The organism is Nocardia jiangsuensis, from assembly GCF_042650385.1.
Classification (GTDB): Bacteria; Actinomycetota; Actinomycetes; order Mycobacteriales; family Mycobacteriaceae; genus Nocardia; species Nocardia jiangsuensis.
Genome location: NZ_JBHSAX010000014.1, coordinates 379316 through 400924, shown reverse-complemented (window position 1 = coordinate 400924; position 21609 = coordinate 379316). Strand labels below are relative to the sequence as shown.

General features: G+C 70.4%; 22 protein-coding genes. 10 read left to right on the top strand and 12 right to left on the bottom strand.

Annotated elements, in window-relative coordinates:
* Nucleotides 1-5 precede the first annotated feature (5 nt).
* The 5 genes from ACFO0B_RS16240 to ACFO0B_RS16220 form a co-directional block, all read right to left on the bottom strand.
* The gene (locus ACFO0B_RS16240) at nt 6-1289 is read right to left on the bottom strand and encodes an MSMEG_0569 family flavin-dependent oxidoreductase (protein WP_378613291.1); all 1284 of its coding nucleotides are present in this window, start codon (nt 1287-1289) and stop codon (nt 6-8) included.
* Nucleotides 1282-2184 carry a carbon-nitrogen hydrolase family protein gene (locus ACFO0B_RS16235; protein WP_378613290.1) on the bottom strand — a complete coding sequence of 301 codons (903 nt, stop codon included), beginning with the start codon at nt 2182-2184 and terminating at the stop codon, nt 1282-1284. Before ACFO0B_RS16235 ends, ACFO0B_RS16240 begins: the two co-directional genes overlap by 8 nt.
* Nucleotides 2181-3602 (bottom strand): MSMEG_0567/sll0787 family protein, encoded by a 1422-nt coding sequence (locus ACFO0B_RS16230; protein ID WP_378613820.1) that lies wholly within the window; start codon nt 3600-3602, stop codon nt 2181-2183. Before ACFO0B_RS16230 ends, ACFO0B_RS16235 begins: the two co-directional genes overlap by 4 nt.
* A 67-nt stretch (nt 3603-3669) precedes the next feature.
* The gene (locus ACFO0B_RS16225) at nt 3670-4728 is read right to left on the bottom strand and encodes an MSMEG_0568 family radical SAM protein (RefSeq protein ID WP_378613289.1); all 1059 of its coding nucleotides are present in this window, start codon (nt 4726-4728) and stop codon (nt 3670-3672) included.
* Between the two features lie 8 nt (nt 4729-4736).
* On the bottom strand, nt 4737-5276 hold the full coding sequence (locus tag ACFO0B_RS16220) for an MSMEG_0572/Sll0783 family nitrogen starvation response protein (RefSeq protein WP_378613288.1): 540 nt from the start codon (nt 5274-5276) through the stop codon (nt 4737-4739).
* A 325-nt stretch (nt 5277-5601) separates the two neighbouring features.
* Here ACFO0B_RS16220 and ACFO0B_RS16215 point away from each other — a divergent pair, with 325 nt between their 5' ends.
* The 3 genes from ACFO0B_RS16215 (at nt 5602) to ACFO0B_RS16205 (ending at nt 8576) form a co-directional block, all read left to right on the top strand.
* On the top strand, nt 5602-6756 hold the full coding sequence (locus ACFO0B_RS16215) for a glycoside hydrolase family 3 N-terminal domain-containing protein (protein WP_378613287.1): 1155 nt from the start codon (nt 5602-5604) through the stop codon (nt 6754-6756).
* A gap of 90 nt (nt 6757-6846) precedes the next feature.
* Complete coding sequence (locus ACFO0B_RS16210) at nt 6847-7446, top strand: TetR/AcrR family transcriptional regulator (RefSeq protein ID WP_378613286.1); 600 nt, start codon at nt 6847-6849, stop codon at nt 7444-7446.
* 8 nt (nt 7447-7454) lie between these two features.
* Nucleotides 7455-8576 (top strand): DUF5685 family protein, encoded by a 1122-nt coding sequence (locus ACFO0B_RS16205; protein ID WP_378613285.1) that lies wholly within the window; start codon nt 7455-7457, stop codon nt 8574-8576.
* Between the two features lie 55 nt (nt 8577-8631).
* Here the strand turns inward: ACFO0B_RS16205 and ACFO0B_RS16200 are convergent, their stop codons facing one another.
* Both ACFO0B_RS16200 and ACFO0B_RS16195 read right to left on the bottom strand, forming a co-directional pair.
* A complete protein-coding gene (locus ACFO0B_RS16200; RefSeq protein WP_378613819.1) occupies nt 8632-9480 on the bottom strand; it encodes a MaoC family dehydratase in 849 nt (282 codons plus the stop codon).
* A gap of 26 nt (nt 9481-9506) precedes the next feature.
* Nucleotides 9507-10871: a 3-oxoacyl-ACP reductase gene (locus ACFO0B_RS16195; protein ID WP_378613284.1), complete on the bottom strand. Its 1365-nt coding sequence runs from the start codon at nt 10869-10871 to the stop codon at nt 9507-9509.
* Nucleotides 10872-10979: 108 nt separating this feature from the next.
* On the opposite strand from ACFO0B_RS16195, the gene ACFO0B_RS16190 reads away from it, so the two are divergent.
* The gene (locus tag ACFO0B_RS16190) at nt 10980-12278 is read left to right on the top strand and encodes an acetyl-CoA C-acetyltransferase (RefSeq protein ID WP_378613283.1); all 1299 of its coding nucleotides are present in this window, start codon (nt 10980-10982) and stop codon (nt 12276-12278) included.
* Between the two features lie 204 nt (nt 12279-12482).
* Here the strand turns inward: ACFO0B_RS16190 and ACFO0B_RS16185 are convergent, their stop codons facing one another.
* The 4 genes from ACFO0B_RS16185 to ACFO0B_RS16170 all read right to left on the bottom strand — a co-directional run bounded on the left by ACFO0B_RS16185 (nt 12483) and on the right by ACFO0B_RS16170 (nt 16144).
* A complete protein-coding gene (locus ACFO0B_RS16185; protein ID WP_378613282.1) occupies nt 12483-13664 on the bottom strand; it encodes a type II toxin-antitoxin system HipA family toxin in 1182 nt (393 codons plus the stop codon).
* Nucleotides 13661-13897: a helix-turn-helix domain-containing protein gene (locus tag ACFO0B_RS16180; protein ID WP_378613281.1), complete on the bottom strand. Its 237-nt coding sequence runs from the start codon at nt 13895-13897 to the stop codon at nt 13661-13663. The genes ACFO0B_RS16185 and ACFO0B_RS16180 overlap by 4 nt, the downstream gene beginning before the upstream one ends.
* Nucleotides 13898-14009: 112 nt before the next feature.
* Nucleotides 14010-15038 (bottom strand): phosphogluconate dehydrogenase (NAD(+)-dependent, decarboxylating), encoded by a 1029-nt coding sequence (gnd, locus tag ACFO0B_RS16175; RefSeq protein ID WP_378613280.1) that lies wholly within the window; start codon nt 15036-15038, stop codon nt 14010-14012.
* Nucleotides 15039-15517: 479 nt separating this feature from the next.
* Entirely contained in the window at nt 15518-16144 is a 627-nt protein-coding gene (locus tag ACFO0B_RS16170) for a hypothetical protein (RefSeq protein WP_378613279.1), read from the bottom strand.
* A gap of 357 nt (nt 16145-16501) precedes the next feature.
* On the opposite strand from ACFO0B_RS16170, the gene ACFO0B_RS16165 reads away from it, so the two are divergent.
* The 4 genes from ACFO0B_RS16165 (at nt 16502) to ACFO0B_RS16150 (ending at nt 20546) form a co-directional block, all read left to right on the top strand.
* Nucleotides 16502-18058 (top strand): VanW family protein, encoded by a 1557-nt coding sequence (locus ACFO0B_RS16165; protein ID WP_378613278.1) that lies wholly within the window; start codon nt 16502-16504, stop codon nt 18056-18058.
* A gap of 294 nt (nt 18059-18352) precedes the next feature.
* Nucleotides 18353-18655 (top strand): hypothetical protein, encoded by a 303-nt coding sequence (locus ACFO0B_RS16160; RefSeq protein ID WP_378613277.1) that lies wholly within the window; start codon nt 18353-18355, stop codon nt 18653-18655.
* An 871-nt stretch (nt 18656-19526) separates the two neighbouring features.
* Nucleotides 19527-19907 carry a hypothetical protein gene (locus ACFO0B_RS16155; RefSeq protein WP_378613276.1) on the top strand — a complete coding sequence of 127 codons (381 nt, stop codon included), beginning with the start codon at nt 19527-19529 and terminating at the stop codon, nt 19905-19907.
* A 363-nt stretch (nt 19908-20270) separates the two neighbouring features.
* Nucleotides 20271-20546, top strand: a complete 276-nt coding sequence (locus tag ACFO0B_RS16150; RefSeq protein WP_378613275.1) for a hypothetical protein — start codon at nt 20271-20273, stop codon at nt 20544-20546.
* A gap of 57 nt (nt 20547-20603) precedes the next feature.
* On the opposite strand, the gene ACFO0B_RS16145 is transcribed toward ACFO0B_RS16150, so the two are convergent.
* Nucleotides 20604-20864 (bottom strand): helix-turn-helix domain-containing protein, encoded by a 261-nt coding sequence (locus ACFO0B_RS16145; protein ID WP_378613274.1) that lies wholly within the window; start codon nt 20862-20864, stop codon nt 20604-20606.
* Nucleotides 20865-20962: 98 nt separating this feature from the next.
* Here ACFO0B_RS16145 and ACFO0B_RS16140 point away from each other — a divergent pair, with 98 nt between their 5' ends.
* Both ACFO0B_RS16140 and ACFO0B_RS16135 read left to right on the top strand, forming a co-directional pair.
* Nucleotides 20963-21229: a hypothetical protein gene (locus ACFO0B_RS16140; RefSeq protein ID WP_378613273.1), complete on the top strand. Its 267-nt coding sequence runs from the start codon at nt 20963-20965 to the stop codon at nt 21227-21229.
* Nucleotides 21226-21609 carry a hypothetical protein gene (locus tag ACFO0B_RS16135; protein ID WP_378613272.1) on the top strand — a complete coding sequence of 128 codons (384 nt, stop codon included), beginning with the start codon at nt 21226-21228 and terminating at the stop codon, nt 21607-21609. Before ACFO0B_RS16140 ends, ACFO0B_RS16135 begins: the two co-directional genes overlap by 4 nt.

Genomic DNA, 21609 nt, shown 5'->3' with positions numbered 1-21609 from the left:
GCCCCTCAGGCCGCGACCGTGGCGGTCGCGGCCGCCGCGATCCGCTCGGCCAGGTACTCGGCGTCCCGCGCGATCGCCGCGAACCGCCCCGAGCCCCAGGTGTGCAGCCAGGGCAGCCCGACGAAGTACAGCCCGGGCGAGGTGGTGACGCCGCGGTTGTGGCACGGGTGGCCCTCGCCGTCGAAGACACCCGCCCGCAGCCAGCGGTAGTCGGTGCGGAACCCGACCGACCACACCACCGCCGAGATCCCGGCCGCGCGCAGGTCGAGCGCGGTGCGTTCGTGCTCCGGCCGCCAGACCGGGGTGTAGCGCGGTTCCATCGGCGCGTCGATGCCCGCGCGGGCGATGTAGCCGTCGATGGCGTTCTTGATGCCGTCGGCCACCGCGTCGGCGGCGTCCAGGGAGCGCTCCAGCGAGGTGTCGAAGCGGGCGGTGCCGTCCGGGTCGAGCCCGGTCATCCGGCCGTAGAGCGCCATCCCCTCCAGCGCGAAGCGGCGCAGGTCGATGTCGCGGCCGCCGTCCCGCCCGGTGACGTAGTGGTTGGTGTTCTCCCGCTTGCCGATTCCGCCGGGCTGGTCCTCGATCGGGACGTCGTAGTGCCCCATGTCGTGCAGCCAGGCGACGCAGTCGCGGCCCCGGTAGAAGCGGGCGACCCGGGGTGCGTTGCCCACCGCGAGGTGCACTTCGCGCCCGGCCAGGTGCAGGTCCTCGGCGATCTGCGCGCCGGACTGCCCGGTGCCGACCACCAGCACCGCGCCAGCGGGCAGCGCGGCCGGGCTGCGGTACCCGGCGGAGTGCAGCTGGGTGATCGAGGCGGGCAGCCGCTCGGCGAAGCGCGGCACCGTCGGCACGTGGTAGCCGCCGGTCGCGACCACCACCTGGTTCGCGTGGAAGCTGCCCGCCGCGGTCTCCAGGTCGTAGCCACCGCGCGGCGCCCTGGTCACGGCGCGCACCCCGGCGTGCTCGAGCACCGGCGCGCCGAAGCTGTCGGCGTAGCCGCGGACGAAGCGGTAGACCTCGTCGCGCGCCATGAAGCCGTCCGGGTCGGGGCCGTCGTAGGCGTACCCGGGCAGGACGCACTGCCAATTCGGGGTGACCAGGGTGAAGTTGTCCCAGCGGCCGTCGCGCCACTCGTGCGCGGTGGTGTCGCGCTCCAGCAGCAGATGGTCGATGCCGCGGCGGGTCAGGTGCCAGCTCACCGCGAGCCCGGCCTGGCCCGCGCCGACCACGATCACGTCATGGTGCCGCACCCGTGGCGGGCAGAGGGTGGGGGCGAGCTGCTCAGACATGGACAGCCGTCCGTCCGGTGACGCCGTGCTCGCGCACCACGCTGTGGTACAGCTCCGGCCGCCGGTCGCGCAGGTTGTACATGCCGCCGCCGCGGGCCCGCTCCAGCGCGTCGGCCACGTCGACGGTCGCGGTCGCCAGCCCGGGGTGCACCCCGGTGGTCGCCAGGATCTCGCCGCCCGGCCCGACGATCTTGGCGCTGCACACGAAGCGCAGCGAGCCGAAGGTCCCCGCCTGGTTGGAGGCCACCCAGACCAGCTGGTTCTCCACCGCGCGGGCCCGGTCGAAGATGTCGAAGCGGTGCAGCCAGCGGTCGTCCTCGAGCCGCTCCACGGTCGCGGTGCGCGAGGTGGGCCAGGCGGAGAGCGAGGTGACGATCTCGGCGCCGTCCAGCGCCAGTGCCCGCGCCGCCTCCGGGAAGGCCTTGTCGTAGCAGATCTGCATGCCCATCCGGCCGATCGGCGTGTCGAAGGCGCGGTACTCCGAACCCGCGCTGTAGCAGAGGTTCTCGCCGAGCGGCTGGTGCACCTTGCGGTAGCTGCCGAGCACGCCGTCGCCGTGCAGCGTGACCGCGGCGTTGTACCTGGCGTCGCCGTCGGCCTCGCAGAAGCCGAGCGTGATGACGAGGTCGCCGGCGATCTCGGCGACCCGGCGCAGCTCGGGGCCGTCCAGCTCGAGCGCGGGCGGCAGGCTGCGCAGCCTGCGCTCCCTCGCCTCCCGGCTCTCGTCGCCGCCGCCGAGGCTCGGCAGGTAGCCACCCAGGCAGGCCTCGGGCAGGACCAGCAGGTCGCTGCCGCGCTCTGTGGCCGTTCGGGCGAGTTCGGTGATGGTGCGGTAGCAGGTCTCCAGATCGCGGCCGAATTCGGCGGCCGCCACCGAGATGGTGGTGTCGTTCATGATTCTCCCAATCCAGTGACGGTGCCTGGCACCGCCGTCGTCGTCGCGCCGTCCGGCCAGCGCAGCCGCACCCCGCCGCCGGGCACCAGCCGGCCGCAGACGGCGGAGCGGGCCGGGCCGGTGGCGGGTGCGGGGGTGCCAGGGCGGTCCGCGGTGAGCATGGCGAAGCCGGGGAAGCAGGTGAGCCAGGCGCCGAGGGTTGCCTGCTCCGGCCGGGGGATGCGGGCGATGTCCAGCTCCGCGCCGAGCCCGCTCGCCTCGGCGAGCATGCCGGTCGTCCCCGCGATGCCCGCCATGCTGACGTCCTTCGCCGCGGCCGGTGCGGCCCAGGCGACCACCCGGCCGAGCGCGCGCAGCTCGGCGCCGCTGCGGCGGGAGGTCGAATCCCACTGCCTGCTGTGGTATCCCGGTCGCCAGCCGCCCTCGGTGTCGGCGGTCAGCCGCAGTTCGTGGCCGGGGCGGCCGCCGCCGCCGCGCACCGGGGCCGGGGTGCGGCCCAGCGCCGTCACCGAGAGGGCCGCGGGGACGCCGACCTGGGTGTGGCCGCCGAGGACCGGGACGTTCCAGGCTTCGGCCGCGGCGGCCAGGCCGCGGACGATCCCGGTGAGCGTCGAGCGGGTGGGCGCGCCGACGGCGTCGAGCAGCCCGACCGGGTCGGCGCCCATGGCGGCCAGGTCGTTGAGGTTGACCAGGACCGCGCACCAGCCCGCCCACTCGGGGTCGCGCTCGACCATCGACGGGAGGATGGCGTCGCAGGCGGCGATCAGGTCGCTGCCCGGTACCGGGGCGCCGTCGTCGCCGCGGAAACCGGTGCCGCCGAGGTTGTTCGCGGTCGCCAGGGGCGCGAGGACGTCGGCGAGCAGTGCCTTCGTGGCGTTGGTGAGCCGTTCGATCCGGTCGATCGGCCAGCGCATGGCGATGTGCGGTCTGCCGTTGATCGCGGTGCTGCCGAGGCGTTCCCAGCCGAGGCGGGCGAAGAGTTTCGCATGTGCGGTTTGGACGGTGGCCTCGAAGCGGAGGACGTCCGCGTTCTCGGCGTGTGCGCAGGCGGCGCGGACCAGGGCGGCGCCGACGCCCGCGGTGCGCAGGTGCGGGTGCACCACCAGGCGGCTGCCGGTCCACCAGCCGATGTCGGGGTCGGTGGCGGGGGCCAGCCGGACACCGCCGAGGACGGTGCCGTCCTCGGCTTTCGCCACCAGCACGATCGTGCGGGGGTCGTCGTCGAGGTCGTCGCGGTCCGTTCCCGCGAACAGGGCCTGGTCGCGGACGAAGGCTTCGCGGCGCAGATCCCGGTAGGCGAGGAGGCCGGCCCGGTCGGCGGGGTGGATGAGGAACGGGTCGGGGGCCGGGCCGGTGAGCACGCTGAAGTCGGGTGCGTGCGTCGGGCGCTGCCCCGTGAGCAGGTCGCTCCAGCTCATCGCCCGGTATATCGCATCGCGTTCCGCGGCTCGGCTGATTTCGGCGTCGGCGGAGATGGCGGTCATCTCAGCCTCCGGCGTTCTGGAGGAGGCTGCAGGCTCCGCAGGCGGCGCAGCCTGCCTTCTGGCCCGACCCCCGCATCCCCGCCGCCTCGAGCAGGGCGCCGACCCGGACGGTCACGTCGCGCACCAGCGCGGATGGTGGCGCCACCGCCCGGTCGGCATCCACCGCGAGTGTCCCGGCGAGCGGGCGGAAGGGGACGACGAACGGGTAGACCCCGAGCTCGATCAGCTCGGCCGCCCCCGCCACCAGCTCATCCGGATCCTCGCCCAACCCCACCAGCAGGTACGTCGAGACCTGGTTGCGGCCGAAGACCCGAACCGCCTCCGCCCACGCGGCCCGGTACTCGGCCAGCGGAACCGTCGCCTTGCCCGGCATCCAGCGGGCGCGCACCGCGTCGTCCAGCGACTCCACGTGGATGCCGATGGAATCGGCTCCCGCCGCCCGCAGCTCGCCGAGCGTCGCCAGATCTCCCGGCGGCTCGCACTGCACCTGAACAGCCAGTTCAGGAACCGCCCTCTTCACCGCCCGCACGCAGCGGGCCAGGTGCCGCGCCCCGCGGTCCTTCGCCGCCGAGGTACCGGTGGTCATCACCATCTGCCGCACCCCGTCCAGCCGCACCGCCGCCGCGGCGACCTCGGCCAGCTGCTCCGGCCGCTTCACCGCGACGGTGTCGCCCGCGGCCAGCGACGCCTCGATGGCGCAGAACCGGCAGCGCTGCTCCGCGCCGTACCGGATGCAGGTCTGCACGACGGTCGTGGCCAGCACGTCTTTGCCGTGCAGTCGGGCGATCCGGTCGTAGCCGACCCCGTCGGCGGTGCGCAGGTCGTAGAAGGCGGGCCTGCGCACCGGCTCGACCTCGAGCCCCAGATCGGCGCCGTCCAGCAGCAACCTGTTGTCCCGCACCGAATACGGGCTGTCCGATCGCAGGGGGATCGCCGCGCCGACACCCCCGATGAGCACGTGGCCGTCATCGCTCGGCCCGGCGCCCGCGCGCCGCGAGACCGGCGCGTCGACGCGGACACCGAGCAGCGCCAGATCGATCCGGGTGGACAGATTGCTCATCGCCGGTCCTACAGCTGGTAGGTCGAGTTGATGATGGCGCCCTTGCGGGCGTAGTGGATCAGCGCGTCCTGCACGTCCAGCGGGTGCGCCGGGATGACACCCTCGATCAGGTCCTCCTCGCGCGCACCGTGCAGCGCGAGCCCGAACCGGCAGGCGAACACCTTCCCGCCCTCCTTGATGAAGGTCGCCAGCGCGTCGTTGATGTTCTGCTCGCCGGGGAACCCGCTGTCACCGGTGGTCGGGAAGCCGCGGGTGGCGATGGCGTTGATGGCGCCCGGCCCGTAGAAGTAGATGGCCGACTCGAACCCCTTCCGCAGCGCCCTCGTCGCCTGCAGGATCGCGACGAAGCTCACCGAGGATTCGTGCGCGATCCCGTGCACCAGGGTGAAGTAGGTCTCGCCCGCCTCCGCCCTGTAGTCCGGGAAGATCTTGGTGGCGCCGTAGATATTGCTGCCCTTCGGCAGCGCCGGGTGCGGGATCTCCGCCAGCGATGCGGCGATGTTCGCCTCGATGGCCTTGTCGATATCGGTCGTGGTGGGTGCGGACACCGGGACTCCTCGGGGAATAGTGCGTTTCGGGATGTCATCGAGTACACGAGTGCGCGATTGCCGAATGGTTACGTCGGGAACAAGTGCGCATTTCCGCTATCTCACCGATCCGCCACCGCTGTGCTTCTCGTAAAATGTTGTGCGGCAATGCTTTACGAGCACTACGAGCCGTAGACAAGGCTCGTCGCCGAGCGCCTGAAACGACCGCGAAACACCCGTCCCGCGAACCCCGCCGTCCCCCGTCACACCCGGAACGCCGCGCGAAACACCCCCGCAATCCACCCGCCGCCGACCCCGGCGGCCGCCACCACTACCGTGAACCCCCATGCGGAGACCGCCACTGCTGCTGCTCGCCCTCGTCGCCGCGGCCGCCACCGCCTGTTCGAGCGGCGACGTCGCCCGCACCGCCACCGAGACCACCACCACCGCCCCGGTCACCGCGCCCCCGGCGGTCACCACCGTCGCCCGCGACTGCGGCGCCGAGTTCCTCGCCCCCCTCGGCACCAGGCAGAAGCTGGCCCAGCTGCTCACCGTCGGCGTCACCGACGCCGAGGACGCGGCGAACGTGGTGCGCACCGAGCAGATCGGCGGCATCTTCATCGGCGGCTGGACCGACCGCGGCCTGCTCGCCGGTGGCCAGATCAAGCCGGTGCAGGCGGCGTCGGCGATCCCGCTCATGGTCACCATCGACGAGGAGGGCGGCCGCGTCTCCCGGGTGAAGGACCTGATCGGCGTAGCGCCGTCCTCCCGCGTGGTCGCGCAGACCATGAGCCCGGACGAGTTCTACACCGCCTCGGTGCAGCGCCTCGCCAAGCTGCGCGAGCTCGGCGTCACCGTGAACTTCGCCCCCGATATCGACGTCAGCAGCCAGCCGGACGACACCGTGATCGGCGACCGCTCGTTCTCCGCCGACCCGGCTGTCGTCACCGCCTACGCGGACGCCTACATCCGCGCCCTGCGCGAGACCGGCGTCGGCGGGGTGCTCAAGCACTTCCCCGGCCACGGCTCCGGCTCCGGCGATTCGCACACCGGCGCCGTGCGCACCCCGCCCTTCGCCCAGCTGCAGGCCAGCGATCTGGTCCCGTTCCGCAACCTGGTCGGCTCCGGCCTCGGCGTCATGATCGGGCACCTCGACGTGCCCGGCCTGACCACCGCGAACGTCCCCGCGAGCATCAGCCCCCAGGTGATGACGCTGCTGCGCGACGGCACCGGCTACGGCGCCGCACCGTTCACCGGCCCGATCTTCACCGACGACCTGGGCGGCATGGCCGCGATCACCGACCGGATGTCGATCGAGGAGGCGGTCGAGGCCGCCCTGGTCGCCGGCGCCGACAATGCCCTCTGGATCAGCACCGACGCCGTCCCGTCGGTGCTGGACCGGCTGGAGCGGGCCGTCGCCACCGGCAGGTTGCCGCTCCAGCGGGTCGACGCCTCGGTGCTGCGCATGGCCGCCTACAAGGGCGCGCTACCCGCCTGCTGAGCGCTCCCGGCGAATGCTGGGCTATTCAGGGCTCGCGCGAACTTACCTTGGAGTAATATAGGAGCCTCACCATGCGGTAGGAGAGAGTGGATGGCGGGCGGAACGAAGCGGCTCCCTCGGGCGGTGCGGGAGCAGCAGATGCTGGACGCCGCGGTCGAGGTGTTCGCGCGGAAGGGCTTCCACGACACCTCGATGGACGCCATCGCCGCCGAGGCGAAGATCTCCAAGCCCATGCTCTACCTCTACTACGGCTCCAAGGACGAGCTCTTCCGCGCCTGCATCCAGCGCGAGGGGCTGCGCTTCATCGAGTCCGTCGCACCGGCGGGAAATCCCCAGCTCACCCCGCACGAGCAGCTCCGCACCGCGCTGGAGGGGTTCCTCGGCTTCGTCGACAGCAACCGCAAATCCTGGCAGGTGCTCTACCGGCAGGCGATCGGGCAGGAGACCTTCGCCTCCGAGATCGAGAACGCCAGGGAACGGGTCATCGAACTCACCGCGAAACTACTCGAATCCAGCGCCCGCTATGCCGATCCGAGCACCAACTTCGATATTGTCGCCGCAGCCGTGATCGGTGCGGGCGAGGCCATCGCCGACCGGGTCGCCGGCGGCCGCATCGAGGTCGCCGAGGCCGTCGCCCTCCTCGACGACCTGGCCTGGCGCGGTCTGGCAGGCCGCAAGAAGTCCGAGTAGAGGTTGCGATGTTCGGAGTCCTCACGCCGTGTCCGCACGGCGCGGTCAGACACGGGGTAGATCCCGGCGAGTGGTACGCCCAGCTGTGCGGGCTCTGCCTCGGGCTCCGCGACGAGCACGGGCAGCTGGCCCGGACCGCGACGAACACCGACGCCATGGCGCTGACCGTGCTCACCGAGGCGCAGTCGACGGTCGCCCCGGTCCGCACCGGGGTCGGGCCGTGCGCGCTGCGCGGCATGCGGAAGGCCGAGGTCGCGGTCTCGCCGGGGGTCCGGCTGGCGAGCACCGCCTCGCTGCTGCTCGGCTCGGCCAAGCTGGAGGACCACGTCCGCGACGGCGACATCCGGCGCGGCGCGCGCCGTCCGGTCGCCGCGGTCTCCGGGAGCTGGGCGAAAAAGGCAGCTGCCCAGGCGGGTTCGATCGGGTTGGACATCGGGCCGATGGTCGCGGCCATCGCCGAGCAGTCCCGGCTGGAGCAGCAGGCCCAGCTCACCCTGGAAGACCTGCTCGCCCCCAGCGCCTTCTGCGCGGGCGAACTCGTCGCGCATACCGCGGTGCTGGCAGGCAAGCCGGAGAACGTCGAACCGCTGCGCGCGGTGGGCAGGCACTTCGGCGCGCTGGCGCACCTGGCCGACGCCGTCGAGGACCTCGACGACGACCTGGCCGCCGGCAAGTTCAACCCGCTCGCCGCCACCGGCACCGGCCGGGTCGAGGCGTACCGCGCCATGCGGCAGGCCGAGCGCGGCCTGCACACCGCCATCACCGACGCCGGACTCGACACCACCCCGACCGTGCGCTGGGTGCTCCTCGACCCGCTCGACGGGCTCCTGCACCGCCTCGGCCACGACCTCGGCCTACTGCGCGCCAAGCGCCCGCCCCGGCACCACCCCGTCGCGGTCTTCCCCGAGGCGCCCGGCCGGAAGCCGAACCTGCTCGAGGGGCTCGGCCTGCTCTTCCAATACCCCACCGGCTACGCCTGTTTCGCCTCGCACCGCCGCCCGTGCAGCGGCGAGCGCAAGGACGCCTGGCTCTCCCGGACGGGCTGCGACTGCGGCAGTTGCTGCGATTGCAGCAGCTGCTGCAGCGACTGCGATTGCTGCGAATGCGGCTGCTGCGACTGCAACTGCTGAAACGAGAAAGACCGCACCTCCCCCTGGGAGGTGCGGTCTCCCGCCGCCGCGAAACTCAGCGCAGCGTGCCGGTGAGGTGCGGATACCCCTTCTTCGGGTTGCGCAGGGCGAGATCCCACCCGCCCTCGACCCGGTCGGCGTAGACGTTCACCGACGAGGGAAGCAGGATCGGCTTCCCGAACTTCACCGCGTACGCCACCTTGCCAGGCACCCGCCCCTCGACCGCGCCGAGGATCTTGGCCGCCGACCACATGCCGTGCGCGATCGGCTTCGGGAACCCGAATGCCTTGGCGCCGAGCGCCGAGACGTGGATCGGGTTGCGGTCGCCGGAGGCGGCCGCGTACCGGCTGATCTGTTTCTGATCCGGCCGCCAGGTGAGCAGCGGCGGCGGCGGGACCTCGTCCGGCTTCGGCTCGGCCTTCGGCCCGCCGGAGAGCGAGGTGCGCTGCTGGTGCAGGAAGGTCGTCACCTGCCGCCAGACCAGCTCGCGCCCGACCCGGATCTCGCTGATCGCGTCGACCAGCAGCCCCTTCGGGTGCTCGCGCAGGTTCTCGATGTGCGCGGTGATGTCGAGCGGCTCGGCGACCGAGATGTCCCTGGTCCGCTCGATCAGGTTCTCCGCGTGCACCGCACCGACCGCGACGAACGGGAAGTCGCGCGCCACCACCAGCTGCATCACCACCGGGAAGGTGAGGATGAACGGGTAGGTGAGCGGCAGCGCGTCGCTGAAGCGCAGCCCGGTGGCCCGGCAGTACGCGGCCAGGTGCTCCGGGTCGACCCGGAGGCCGTCCAGCTTGATCGCCCGATCCGGGATATCGGAGCTGCGCTTGCCGAGCGGCACCGCGCCGAGCGCGGCCTTCAGGTACAGGCTGCCGTTCGACTTCGGCTGGTCCAGGGTGACCACGTCGGTCTCTTTGCTCACGGGCACCGTCACGCCCCGATCATGGCCTGGCCGCAGACGCGGAGGATGTTGCCGTTCACCGCGTTCGAGGCCGGACCGGCGAAGTAGGCGATGGTCTCCGCGACGTCGACGGTCTGCCCGCCCTGCAGCAGCGAGCTGAGCAGCCGCCCGCCCTCGCGGGTGGCGACCGGGATGGCCGCGGTCATCGCGGTCTCGATGAAGCCGGGGGCCACCGCGTTGATGGTGATGCCCTGCTCCGCCAGCCTCGGCGCCTCGGCGTTCACCATGCCGATAACGCCGGCCTTGGAGGCGCCGTAGTTGGTCTGGCCGCGGTTGCCCGCGATGCCCGCGATCGAGGAGACGTCGATCACCCGGCCGCCATCGGCGAGCGCGCCCCTGGCGACCAGCCCCTCGGTGATCCGGTGCGGCGCGGCCAGGTTGACGTTGATGACCGAGTTCCAGCGGCCCTCGTCCATGTTGGCGAGCAGCTTGTCGCGGGTGATACCGGCGTTGTGCACGATGATGTCCAGCTTGCCGAAGCGGCCGGTGACGAATTCGGCCAGCTTCTCGGCGGCGTCCGGCGCGGTGACGTCGAGCGCCAGCGCGGTGCCGCCGACCTTGTTCGCGGTCTGCGAGAGCGCCTCGCCGGCGGCCGGGATGTCGGCCACGATCACGGTGGCGCCGTCGCGCGCGAAGACCTCGGCGATGGTGGCGCCGATGCCGCGCGCCGCGCCGGTGACCACGGCGATCTTGCCCGCCAGCGGGCGATCCCAGTCCAGCCCGGTGACCGCGGCGTCGTCCTTGCCGACCCGGATGACCTGGCCGTCCACGAACGCGGACTTGGCCGAGAGCACGAAGCGCAGCGTGGACTCCAGCCCGGTCGCGGCGGGGGCGGCCTCCGGGTGCAGGTAGACCAGCTGCGCGGTGCCGCCGCGGAGCAGCTCCTTGCCGACGCTGCGGGTGAAGCCCTCCAGCGCGCGCTGCGCGATCTGCTCGTCGGCCGAAGCGGTCAACTCCGGGGTGGTGCCGACGACGAGCACCCGGCCGGAGGGCGCGATGCTGCGCATGGCCGGCTGGAAGAACTCGAAGAGCTGCGACAGCTCCTCCACGGTGCCGATGCCGGTGGCGTCGAAGACCAGCGCGCCGTACTTGGTGCCCTGGGCGAGCGTGTCGGCGAAGGTGTAGTCGGTGAGCAGCGCGCGGATCGGCTCGGCCACCCGGCCCTTGCCGCCGAGCAGCACCGGGCCGGGCAGTGCCGGTTCACCCTGCTTGTAGCGGCGCAGCGCTTCCGGCTGCGGCAGCCCCAGCTTCCCCGCCAGGAACTTGCCGGGGCCGGAGTGGACGAAGGAGCCGTAGAGGTTGGGCGCACCTTTGGCGGCAGAGGACTTGGCCACTGTTCCTACCTTTTCTCTCGGATGTCGGCGTGCTGGGGTGCTGTGTCGACAAATAACTTACTCCAGAGTAAGTTTAGTGTAAACACCGACCACGACGGGGAGACACGAGTGACCACCTCAGCCAAGAACACGTCCACGCGCCCGGTCGCGATCGTGGGCGGCAACCGCATTCCGTTTGCCCGTTCCGACAAGGCCTACGCGCACGCTTCCAATCAGGACATGTTCACCGCGGCACTGGACGGGCTGGTCAGCCGGTTCGGGCTGCAGGGCGAGCGGCTCGGGATGGTCGCAGGCGGCGCGGTGCTCAAGCGGGTCGGCGAGCACAGCCTGATCCGGGAGAGCGTACTCGGCAGCACCCTCTCGCCGTACACTCCCGCGCACGATCTGCAGCTCGCCTGCGGCACCGGCCTGCAGGCCGTCGTCACCGTCGGCGATGCCATCGCGCTCGGCCGCATCGAGGCGGGCATCGGCGGCGGCACCGACACCACCTCGGACGCCCCGATCGGCGTCAGCGAGGGGCTGCGCGAGCTGCTTCTCGACGTCAACCGCGCCAAGACCGGCAAGGACCGCGCCAAGCTCGTCGGCCGGTTGCGGCCCGGCATGGTCGGCATCGAGATCCCGCGCAACGCCGAGCCGCGCACCGGCCTCTCCATGGGCGAGCACGCCGCCATCACGGCGAAGGAGTTCGGCATCCCCCGCGAGGCGCAGGACGAGCTCGCCTACCTCTCGCACCGGAACATGGCCGCCGCCTACGACCGCGGTTTCTTCGACGATCTCATCACCCCGTTCCTCGGCCTGACCAGGGACGACAACCTGCGCCCCGGCTCCACCATCGAGAAGCTCGCCACCCTGAAGCCGGTCTTCGGCGTCAAGGCGGGCGACGCCACCATGACCGCGGGCAACTCCACCCCGCTCACCGACGGCGCCTCCGCGGTGCTGCTCTCCAGCGAGGAATGGGCCGCCGAGCGCAACCTCCCGGTCCTCGCGCACCTGGTGGACAGCGAGGTCGCCGCCGTCGACTACATCCACGGCCCCGACGGCCTGCTCATGGCCCCCACCTACGCCGTGCCCCGGCTGCTCGCCCGCAACGGCCTCACCCTGCAGGACTTCGACTACTACGAGATCCACGAGGCCTTCGCCTCCGTCGTCCTCTGCACCCTCGCCGCCTGGGAATCCGACGCCTACTGCAAGGAGCGACTCGGCCTCGACGCCGCGCTCGGCCCGATCGACCGCAGCAAGCTCAACGTCAACGGCTCCTCGCTCGCCGCCGGGCACCCGTTCGCCGCCACCGGCGGGCGGATCGTTGCCTCGACCGCCAAGTTGCTCGCCGAGAACGGTGGGGGCCGGGCGCTCGTCTCCATCTGCGCCGCGGGTGGGCAGGGAGTCGTGGCGATCATCGAGCGGTAGCTCATCGCCCTTTTCTGTTGCGGCACCCGGGGTCTCACCCCGGGTGCCGCTTTCGTGTCCGGGCTCGCCTGGCACGATGCTTCCTCGGTATCACCGTTCGATCGTTGACCTCCGCGCGCTGCGGCGATCGACGCGGCCGGCCCGATCGCGGCGGCGCCCGGGTTCCCGCCCCCAGGTGCCGCTCTCGCGCGGTCGGTTCAGCGTTCAGAAGCGGTCCAGTTCGTAGCGTCGGGCGCGTAGTTCGCGTTCGAGGCGGCGCAGGGGCGATCCGGTGAAGGGGAGGCGGGCGTGGTCGACCGCCTCGGCTGCACGCAGGGCGATGCTCCGGGCGGAGGTGGCGGCGCGCTCGGCGAGTCCGATGTCGGTGGCGAAGGCGATCCAGTCCCTGGCGCGCAGGTTGCGGGTGCGGCCCGCGATGGGAAGCGCCATTGCGTCGTCGTCGTAGATGAGGGTGCTCGTGATGTCGTAGATCGGTGCGATCGCCCAGGCGCCGTCGGAGTCGCGGAGCACGCCGACGTTCTTGGCGTGCAGGTCACCGTTGCCGGTCAGCCAGGCGAAGAAGAACTGCAGGTACAGGTTTCGCACCGCGACGGCGGGTGCGGCGGTGACGCCGGACAGCGCCCGGACGAGGTCGGCGCTCTCCGGCAGGTACTTGGACGCGGGCGGCAGGCCGAACACCTGTCCCGCGTCCTCGAAGGCGAGGCGGCCGGACTCAGAGGTCCGGTCGAAGCGGCGCACAAGTAGTCCGGTAGCACCGGTGCGATCGGTGACGAGCTCGGCTTCCGCGACCGGGACGCGCAGGTCGCGCGCGGCCTGCATGTGTGCGAATTCGTTTTCGATCAGGTGCGGGTACTCCGGCTGCGGCAGTTTCAGGATGAAGCTGCCGAGGTGCGTGGTCAGCGGAAAGCTGATCATCGAGGCGCTGGCCTTGGGTTGCACTCCCGGGATGGCGTGCGGATCGACGGAGTCGAGCAGCCGGCTGAACTCGAGGTCCCTCGGCTCGGCATTGTGCACCAGCGCTGGGGTGTCGGCAGGCAACTGCCCGGCGGGAATCACCTGCACGTCCCCGGGGGCGTCGGTGCCGACGGCGAGCAGCAGGCTCAACTCGTCATCTGCGCTGGTCTTCACCGCGCGCTGCAGGACGGTGAGCCGTCGTCCCTCCGGCAGGAGCCCCGCGAAGAACGGTGGCACCGCGCCGGCTGGACGGTGCACTGTGTTGGGCGCGACCGGGAGAGTGAAGGCGATCGGCTCGCCGTCCGGGAGGTAGTCGGGGTAGTAGCCGAAGTCGACGCCACCGTCCGGGTGCCGGGTGAGTCGCGCCGCACGTCGGCCCCCCTTGAAGACGTCGGCCGCTGCGGCGCGCCGCAAGTCCTGGAGATCACTCATTCAACGATGCCGATCGTGAGGCCGACTGTTCCCGCGACGGCGGCGACGGTGCCGATGCCGGTCGAGCCGGCTCCGTGCTCGATTTCGCGGACGGTGCGGGTCGAGGTGCCCGCGAGTTCCGCCAGCTGCTCCTGGGTCAGCCGATACCGGCGCCGGGCAGCACGAATGGCGCTGCCGATCTCCTGCAACGACATGCGACCTCCCGACCGGCAGAATTCTGCCGGTCCGGCCACCGGCAACTGCTTCCGCAGCGATTGTACGCTGAATCGGCAGAATTCCGCCGATCGGACTGGATCTGCGGAAAGAGTGCGCGCCAAGACCCCGATTCGGCAGGATTCTGCCGACTCACCCGCCGGCCAACTCCTCATGCCCCCCGAACGCCTTCCGCATGGCGGACAGCACCTTGTCCGCATATTGCGCCTCCCCCCGCGACGAGAACCGCGCGAACAGCGCCGAGGCGAGGACCGGGACCGGGACGCCGGTGTCGATCGCGGCGTCGAGCGTCCACCGCCCCTCCCCGGAATCGGAGACCCGCCCCCCGAACGCGTCCAGGTTCGGATCGGCGTGCAACTCGGCGGCGGTGAGATCGAGCAACCAGGAGGCGACCACCGACCCGCGCCGCCACACCTCGGTGATCTCCGGCACGTCCAGGTCGTAGCGGTACAACTCGGGCCGCTCCAGGGGCGTCTCCTCGGCGGAGAACTCCTTCGGGTCGACCGTGCCGAGGTTCGCCCGGTGCAGGATGTTGAGCCCCTCCGCGTACGCCGCCATCGCCCCGTACTCGATGCCGTTGTGCACCATCTTCACGAAGTGCCCCGCCCCGGCCGGGCCGCAGTGCAGGTACCCCCGCTCGGCGGGGGCGGGCTCGCCGGTGCGGCCAGGGGTCCGCTCGGCGGTCTCGAAACCGGGGGCGATCGACTGCAGCAGCGGGTCCAGGTGCGCGACCGCCTCCGCCTCGCCGCCGATCATCAGGCAGAACCCGCGGGTGCGGCCGAAGACCCCGCCCGAGGTGCCGATATCGACGTAGTGCAGCCCGAGCGGCTTCAGCTTCGCGGCCCGCGCGATGTCCTCGTGGTAGCGGCTGTTGCCGCCGTCGATGACGATGTCACCCGGCTCCAGCAGTTCGGCGACCTGATCGATGAGGGCGCTGGTCGCACCGGCCGGGATCATCACCCACACCACCCGCGGCGCCTGCAGCGCACCGACGAAGTCGGCCAACTCGGTGGTCCCCACGAACGTGCTACCCAGCTCGCCGGTGAGCGCTTCGATGTTGCTGTGTTGCCGGTCGAGGCCGACGGCGGTGTGCCCGTCCGCGACCACCCGGCGGACGATGTTCGCCCCCATCCGGCCAAGGCCGATCATTCCCAGCTGCATGCCGTTCCACTCCTCGTTCGTCGGTGCCGGTGCCCGCGGTGCGACGACCCCGGGGGCCGTGGCCTCGATTCTTCCGCGCGGGGGCGGCAACTCACAGTCCGATGTGATCGAGCGGAACCCGAAGAAATTTCCCCGCGGGCTGTAACGCCCCGTGTGGGGTGCCGATATGCAGGTGGGCTCCGCGTAGTTGCCAGACCCCCGACCCGGCAACTGCGCGGAGCCCTTCGGCGTGTCGGCCACCGGCGTTGCGGGTGATTTGCCACCGCTCGCCCGTGCTGCTGACGTCGGGGTGGCCCATTATCGTGGGCGAGGACCCGCGCCGTGTGGGTCCGGCAAGTGCATTTCAGCGGGGAGGACCGTTCGTGACCGACGAGTCGAGTTCGGGGCGGCGTGACCGCCGTTCCGGGACCGAAGTGGGGTTGCGCAGGCTCCTCGAAGGCACCCAGGCTCCCGATCCGGGTGCCTCGTCGGCTCCGGTGTCATCCACCGATCAGTACCCAACCGAGCAGTTCGTCAATCATCGGAATCCGACGCAGGTGCCGCGCGGCCGGGCCGAGGGGCCCGCTATCGCCGGTGAGACGGAGACCGAGGAGCTCGAGGCGTGGAATCCGCGTGCCTCGACGCAGCCGGTGCAGAGCCCGCCGCGCGGGGCGCCGGTGCGGAGTGCCGGGGCCGGTTTCGCCTTCTGGGGTGAGCCGGAGGGGGCGGAGGCGTCCGGCGACGGTGGGCCCGGCCTCGCTCCCGGCGGGCGTTCCGATGTGGGTGCCGGGCCGGGCGGGCGCGCCGATGGCGCTTCCGGGCCCGGTGGACGGGGTGACGGTGGTTCCGTCCCTGGTGCGCGTCCCGACGGCGATGCTGGTCGCGGCGGGCGCGGTTTCGCCCCCGGTGCGCGTCCTGGTCCTGATGGGCGCGGTGATGGCGGTTTCGCCTCGCGTCCCGATGGCGGTGCCGGGTTCGGCGGGCGCGGTGACGGCGGTTTCGCTCCTGGCGCACGCCCCGATGGCGGTATTGGCCCCGGTGGGCGCGGTGATGGCGGCTTCGAGTCCGGCCCCCGCCCCGATGGCAATCTCGGCCACGGCCCCCGGCCTGACGGCGGTTCCGGCCACGGCCCCCGGCCTGACGGCGGTTCCGGTCCGGGCGGCCGCTCCGACGCCGGTCCCCGCGCAGGCGCAGCCCGCCCCGGCGTACCGGGCCCGAACTCGCGCGCCCGTGCGGGCATCGACACTCGCCCGCCCGCGAACACCCGCTCCCGCGCAGGCGGCAACGGCGCCCGCCCCTCGCGCGGCGGCCGACCGCAGCAACGCACCTTCGCCGACTTCCTCAAGTCGAACGCCGCCCGCAAAGCGGGCATAGCCGCAGGCGCGGTCCTCGCCGTCGCCGGCCTCGCCTACGCCGCCGACTGGTTCCTCTCCTCCGGCCAGGTCCCGCGCGGCACCGTCGTCGCGGGCATCGACGTCGGCGGCATGGACACCGCCAAGGCCGACGTCGTCCTGCGCTCCCGCTACGAGGCCCGCTCCACCCAGCCCCTCGACCTCACCATCGCCGACGTCCGCGAGCAGATCGTCCCCGCCGCCGCCGGCCTGGAGATCGACTGGGACGGCACCTGGGCCAGGGTCGGCGACCAGCCGGCCAACCCGTTCACCCGCCTCGCCTCCTTCTTCACCACCCGCGAGGTCCCGGTGGCCACCGCCGTCGACGAGGCCGCACTCGACCGCACCTTCACCGAGATCCGGGTGCACGACATCCCGACCGTCGAGGGCACCATCCGCTTCGACGGCACCCGCCCGGTCGGCGTGCCGCCGGTGCAGGGCCGGGTGCTGGACGGCGCAGGCGCCCGCGACACCCTGCTGAACGGCTGGGTGACCGCGCAGACGCTCGATCTCCCTGTCATGCCCGCCCCGCTCACCGTGCGCCCCGAGGCCGTCGACGAGACCCTGCGCGCCGTCGCGCAGCCCGCCGTCAGCGCCCCCATCCGCTTCACGGGCCGCGACGGCGACGCCGAGCTCACCCCCGCGCAGACCGCGACGGTCCTCACCTTCGTCCCGGACGGCTCCGGCGGCCTCGCCCCGGTCTTCGACGTGCCCGCGCTCACCGGGCTGCTCGCCCCGCAGCTGGCCAAGTCCGAGGTGGAGCCGAAGGACGCCTCGTTCGCCGTCGGCGGCGGATCGGCCAGGGTGGTGCCAGGCATCGTCGGCGAGAAGGTGAACTGGCCGAAGACGCTGGAGCAACTGGCCGCGCTCGCCGTCGCCTCCGGCGCGGGCCGCAGCGGCCAGGCCGTGTACGAGAAGGTCGAGCCGAAGCTCACCACCCAGGCCGCCGAGGCGCTGCGGATCGTCGAGCCGGTCGGCGCCTTCACCACCAGCGGATTCAGCGGCCCCTCCGGCGTGAATATCCGCACCGTCGCCCAAAAAGTGAACGGCGCCGTCGTGAAACCGGGCGACACTTTCTCGCTCAATGAATACACCGGCCCGCGCGGCGCCGCCGAGGGCTATGTGGAATCCGGCATCATCGACCACGGCAGGCCGAGCACCGCCGTCGGCGGCGGCATCAGCCAATTCGCCACCACCCTCTACAACGCCGCGTACTTCGCCGGAATGGAGGACGCGGGCCACACCGAGCACAGCTACTACATCTCGCGCTACCCGGCCGCTCGCGAAGCCACCGTTTTCGACGGCGCCATCGATCTGCAATTCCGGAACAACACCGAAAACGGCATCTATATCGAGGCTCTCGCCGGCGGGTCGGACATCACCGTCCGGCTCTGGGGCACCAAGACGGTGAACGTCGAATCCGTCACCGGCGAACGCACGAAGCCCACCGAGCCGACCACCGTGACCCTGCCCGAGGGCAAGGACTGCATCGCTTCGAGCGGTGCCCCCGGCTTCACCATCTCCGACACCCGCATCATCCGCGATGCCAGGTCCGGTCAGGAGATCTCTCGGCACACCCGCACGGTCAAGTACGACCCGGTGCCGGTGGTCAAGTGCGAGAAGAAGGACGAGGACAAAGAGGGGGAGTAGCGGATTTGCGAGGCGCCACAAATTGTAGGGGCACGACTATCCGCGAACTCCGAGTTGGATTTTACCCTCATCGACCCCGGTATCCGGGGGTCGGCGGGAAAGCCCAGGTAGGAGAAGTGTGATTGACCTGGCAGGCGCATGACTCGTCAGAATGAAAGATTGCAGATCGAATCCTTGGCTATTGATCGGCATTCGGTCACGAACGCGATGCCGATTTAGTCGGAACTTCGTGGTAGAAAAGCTCGTCGCCCGCACACGGTGGGCGTTCAGGGCAACCTTCGAGGGGCACAACACATGACCAAGATTCGTTCGTTCGGCTTCGCTCTCGCTGCTGCGGCGGGAATCGCGATCGCGGGTAGCGGGATGGCGGCCGCACAGGACCCCGAAACCCCCGGCACCGGCTCGGCCGAGGCGCTGCCCGCGCTGATCGAACTTCTTTCGACCGGCTCCGCCGGCACGGGCACCCCGGCCCCCGCCGACACCGCCTCGCCGATCCAGGACGAGGAGCCCGGCACCGGCTCCGCCGACGGCCTCCCGGCTCTCATCCAGGCGCTGATCACCGGCTCCGCGGGTAGCGAGACCCCCGACGCCGGGTAGCACGCGCACCGATCTCCGCCTGCCGCGGAGGGCCCCCGCGGCGGGCAGTGCGAGATCATCAGGATGCCCCGCCCTCGATTCGAGAGCGGGGCATCCTGCGTTTGCGAGGTGCGATCCTATTGCGTGGTGACTTTCGTGTCCACACCTCCGCAAATGGTAGAGAAGTGGGTCCACAAGCGGTACCGAGGTAACCCCGTACTTCACCTGGGGGGCTTGGCGGAAGTAGCAGCGGCAGAGACCATGCAGAGTTTCCCGCCCGTCGATCTGGCTTGGGCGAGAGCGGCTGTCGCCGTCCGCATCCGATTGTGGTGCGCGACTTCCGATGGGGCGTCGGCCAGGAGCCCCTCGGCGGATGAAGAGATGGCGCCGTGGCTTGCGCTGTGGAGGCATCTGTCTTGAAGAAAACCGTGGACAGGAGCTTTCGCCCGGCAGCAAGTGTGCGCAGCGGAATCCCTCGATATGATTTACTCCGCCGGTTTGCAGGATCCTTCCGGCTCGTAACCGATCACTGGTAGATGCATCGTTGAAGGTACAGTGACCTCCGTGGAGGACATTTACTCCGAGTCGCTGCGGCGCTCGTCGACGACTCGCTGATACTACGGTGCGAAAGCCGCGGGTTCTACTTCACCTCCGCGCAGGAAAACCCGGACAAATTGTGGTTCGGCCGAGGTGTCCAGGAATTGCCCGCATCAGTGCAGCAGTGCTTTTCTGCCTACATCACGCCGCTCTGGGCCGGTGGTTTCGCCATCAGCAGTCACGCCTACCTCTACTCGGCAGTGGTGGGCAGCTTCATGACGGAGTTGCCTGCGGAGGCTCGGTTGACTCCACCCCTGGCTTCGAAAGCAACATCGATCACCTCGGATTCGGCTCCATGTCACAACCGGAAAATCCTTCACTGGATTTCAAGATGTTTGATATGGATGATCTGAATCGTGGCATAGGTGAGTACATCGAGCATATCGACGGTCCCGTTTCGCGGCGGCTCGCCCAGCGTGATTCGCTCGAAAAGCTGATAGCGCTGTCCAAATCCCGCACGCTCCCCAAGAAGGCTGAAGTTGTTCTGCCGAGCTTTGTCAGAGGGACAGTTGTAGCACTACTGAGCGACAAGCACGTGGCCGAAGCGGCCTCTCTGATGGACTGGTACCTCGGCCGCGAGACCTTCCATTTCCAGGATTCGCTGGAACGGGTGCGCGCATTCGAGCTGGTTCTTCGAGAACGGTTCGATGACTATGCGGAGGTGCGGGGCAGGTAATCACCGGTGGCTCGGAAGCCTGGCGCGGATCGCTCAGCGCCGCCGCTGTAGATCCGGGCCGACATGCTGCCCGCCAGCGGCCTCCCCGTTCCACATGCTGTGCGGCACATGTTCGCCGCCTCGCGCTACTTCGCGCGAGCAGGACGATAGCAGTGCTGCGATAGCCCTTGAATCCGCCGATCGAAGGCGGGCCATCCGGCGATGACCGCGAATGACCAGCTACCACTCGGAAGTAAGAGCTTACCGGCGCAGCCTTGCGAACTCCGCTGTAGCACCCCAACTTTGGCACGCTTCGGGGGTACCGATGGGATATAACTACCCCTGATTCCGGCAGGCGAAAGGCCGCCCGGAATCACGCTCGAAGTGAGCAGCGAGAACGTAAGGGGGAATGTGGTTGTGGATCGAATCGACTCGGCGCCGCCGTCGGCGGCATCCGAGGGTGCAGGGGTTGTGGTGACGCTCGGAACGGCAATCGGCGAAGAAGCCGCGTATCGAATTCAGCAGGGCGCCGGAACATTGTGCGATGTCGTGCTGGCTTCCTGGGTGGTCGGTGTGGACTCGGTGCAGGCGGTGGTGGACTACGCCGACATCGTGCTCGGCACGGTCATCCCGAACGGCAACGATTCGCGCTGTGCCTGACAACTGGTGATTTCGGTGCGGCGGCGATGCACGGTCGAGTGGGCATTGGGGGGATGGTCACTCGGCCGGAGGCCGTTCGATATCTTTCATCGCCAGCGCGACGAACTCCCGCATCGGGATTTCCAGGGCCTGGCAGAGCGCGTGGAGCTGCTGCATATCCGGTGAGCGGTCGCCGTTCTCGAAGCGTTGGATCGTGCTGACGGCGAGCCCGGTCAGCTCCGCCAGCTGCTGACGTGTCAGCGCGCGCCGTGCCCGCGCGGCTCGCAGCTCGTTCCCGACCGCACGATTGATACTGCCCACAGACTCGTTCGCACCCATACGGACTATTCTGAGGTCCGAATGGCTACCTGGCAAACGCCCAGGGGAGGCGAGCTTCGCAACCCCACGCAAAGCGGTCGTTGATGCTGCCTCTCCGCATGGAGTTGCAGGAGGTCCATACGGACCATAATCTACTCCACATGGAGTGTTTAGACGCATGGATCGCGAGGCAGCTGACGACGCTGCTTCGCGAAGCCGGACTGGAGAGCGCCGAGCTCGCCGAGCGGGTGGGTATGCCGGTCGCCCTGCTACGAGAGCGCCTAGAGCTGCGCAGTTCCTTCCTGCTGGTCGAATTGGTTCGTATCGCGATGGTGCTCGGGCTGGAGCCCGCCGCCCTCGTCCCGCCGACGGATCTGCCGCGATGACGGCGGCCGCGCCCGGTTTCGGGCATTTCACAACCGGATCTTCCCAACTGTGTTGTGATGCAAATCACTTGCGCTCAGAAGCGTCGAACCCGCTGCTGAGCGATCGATCAGCTACCCCCATTTCGCGCGTACTCGAGCGGTTCCGGAGCGGTATCGGTAGCGAGGTGTTCTACAGCCCGCCCGGCTCGGGGCCGGGCAGTCCGACCGAGCGCGGCACTGTGGTCGCGGTGAGCGACCGCGTCGTCTTCGTCGATTACGGCTACGCCAATCCGATCCGGCCCGATCTGGGCAATGCGATCGCCACGCACCCGGCCAACCTGCGGTTCGGGCCCGACGCCTGTGGCCACTGCCCGTGTCGCGCACCGAGCGCGGGTGCCTGA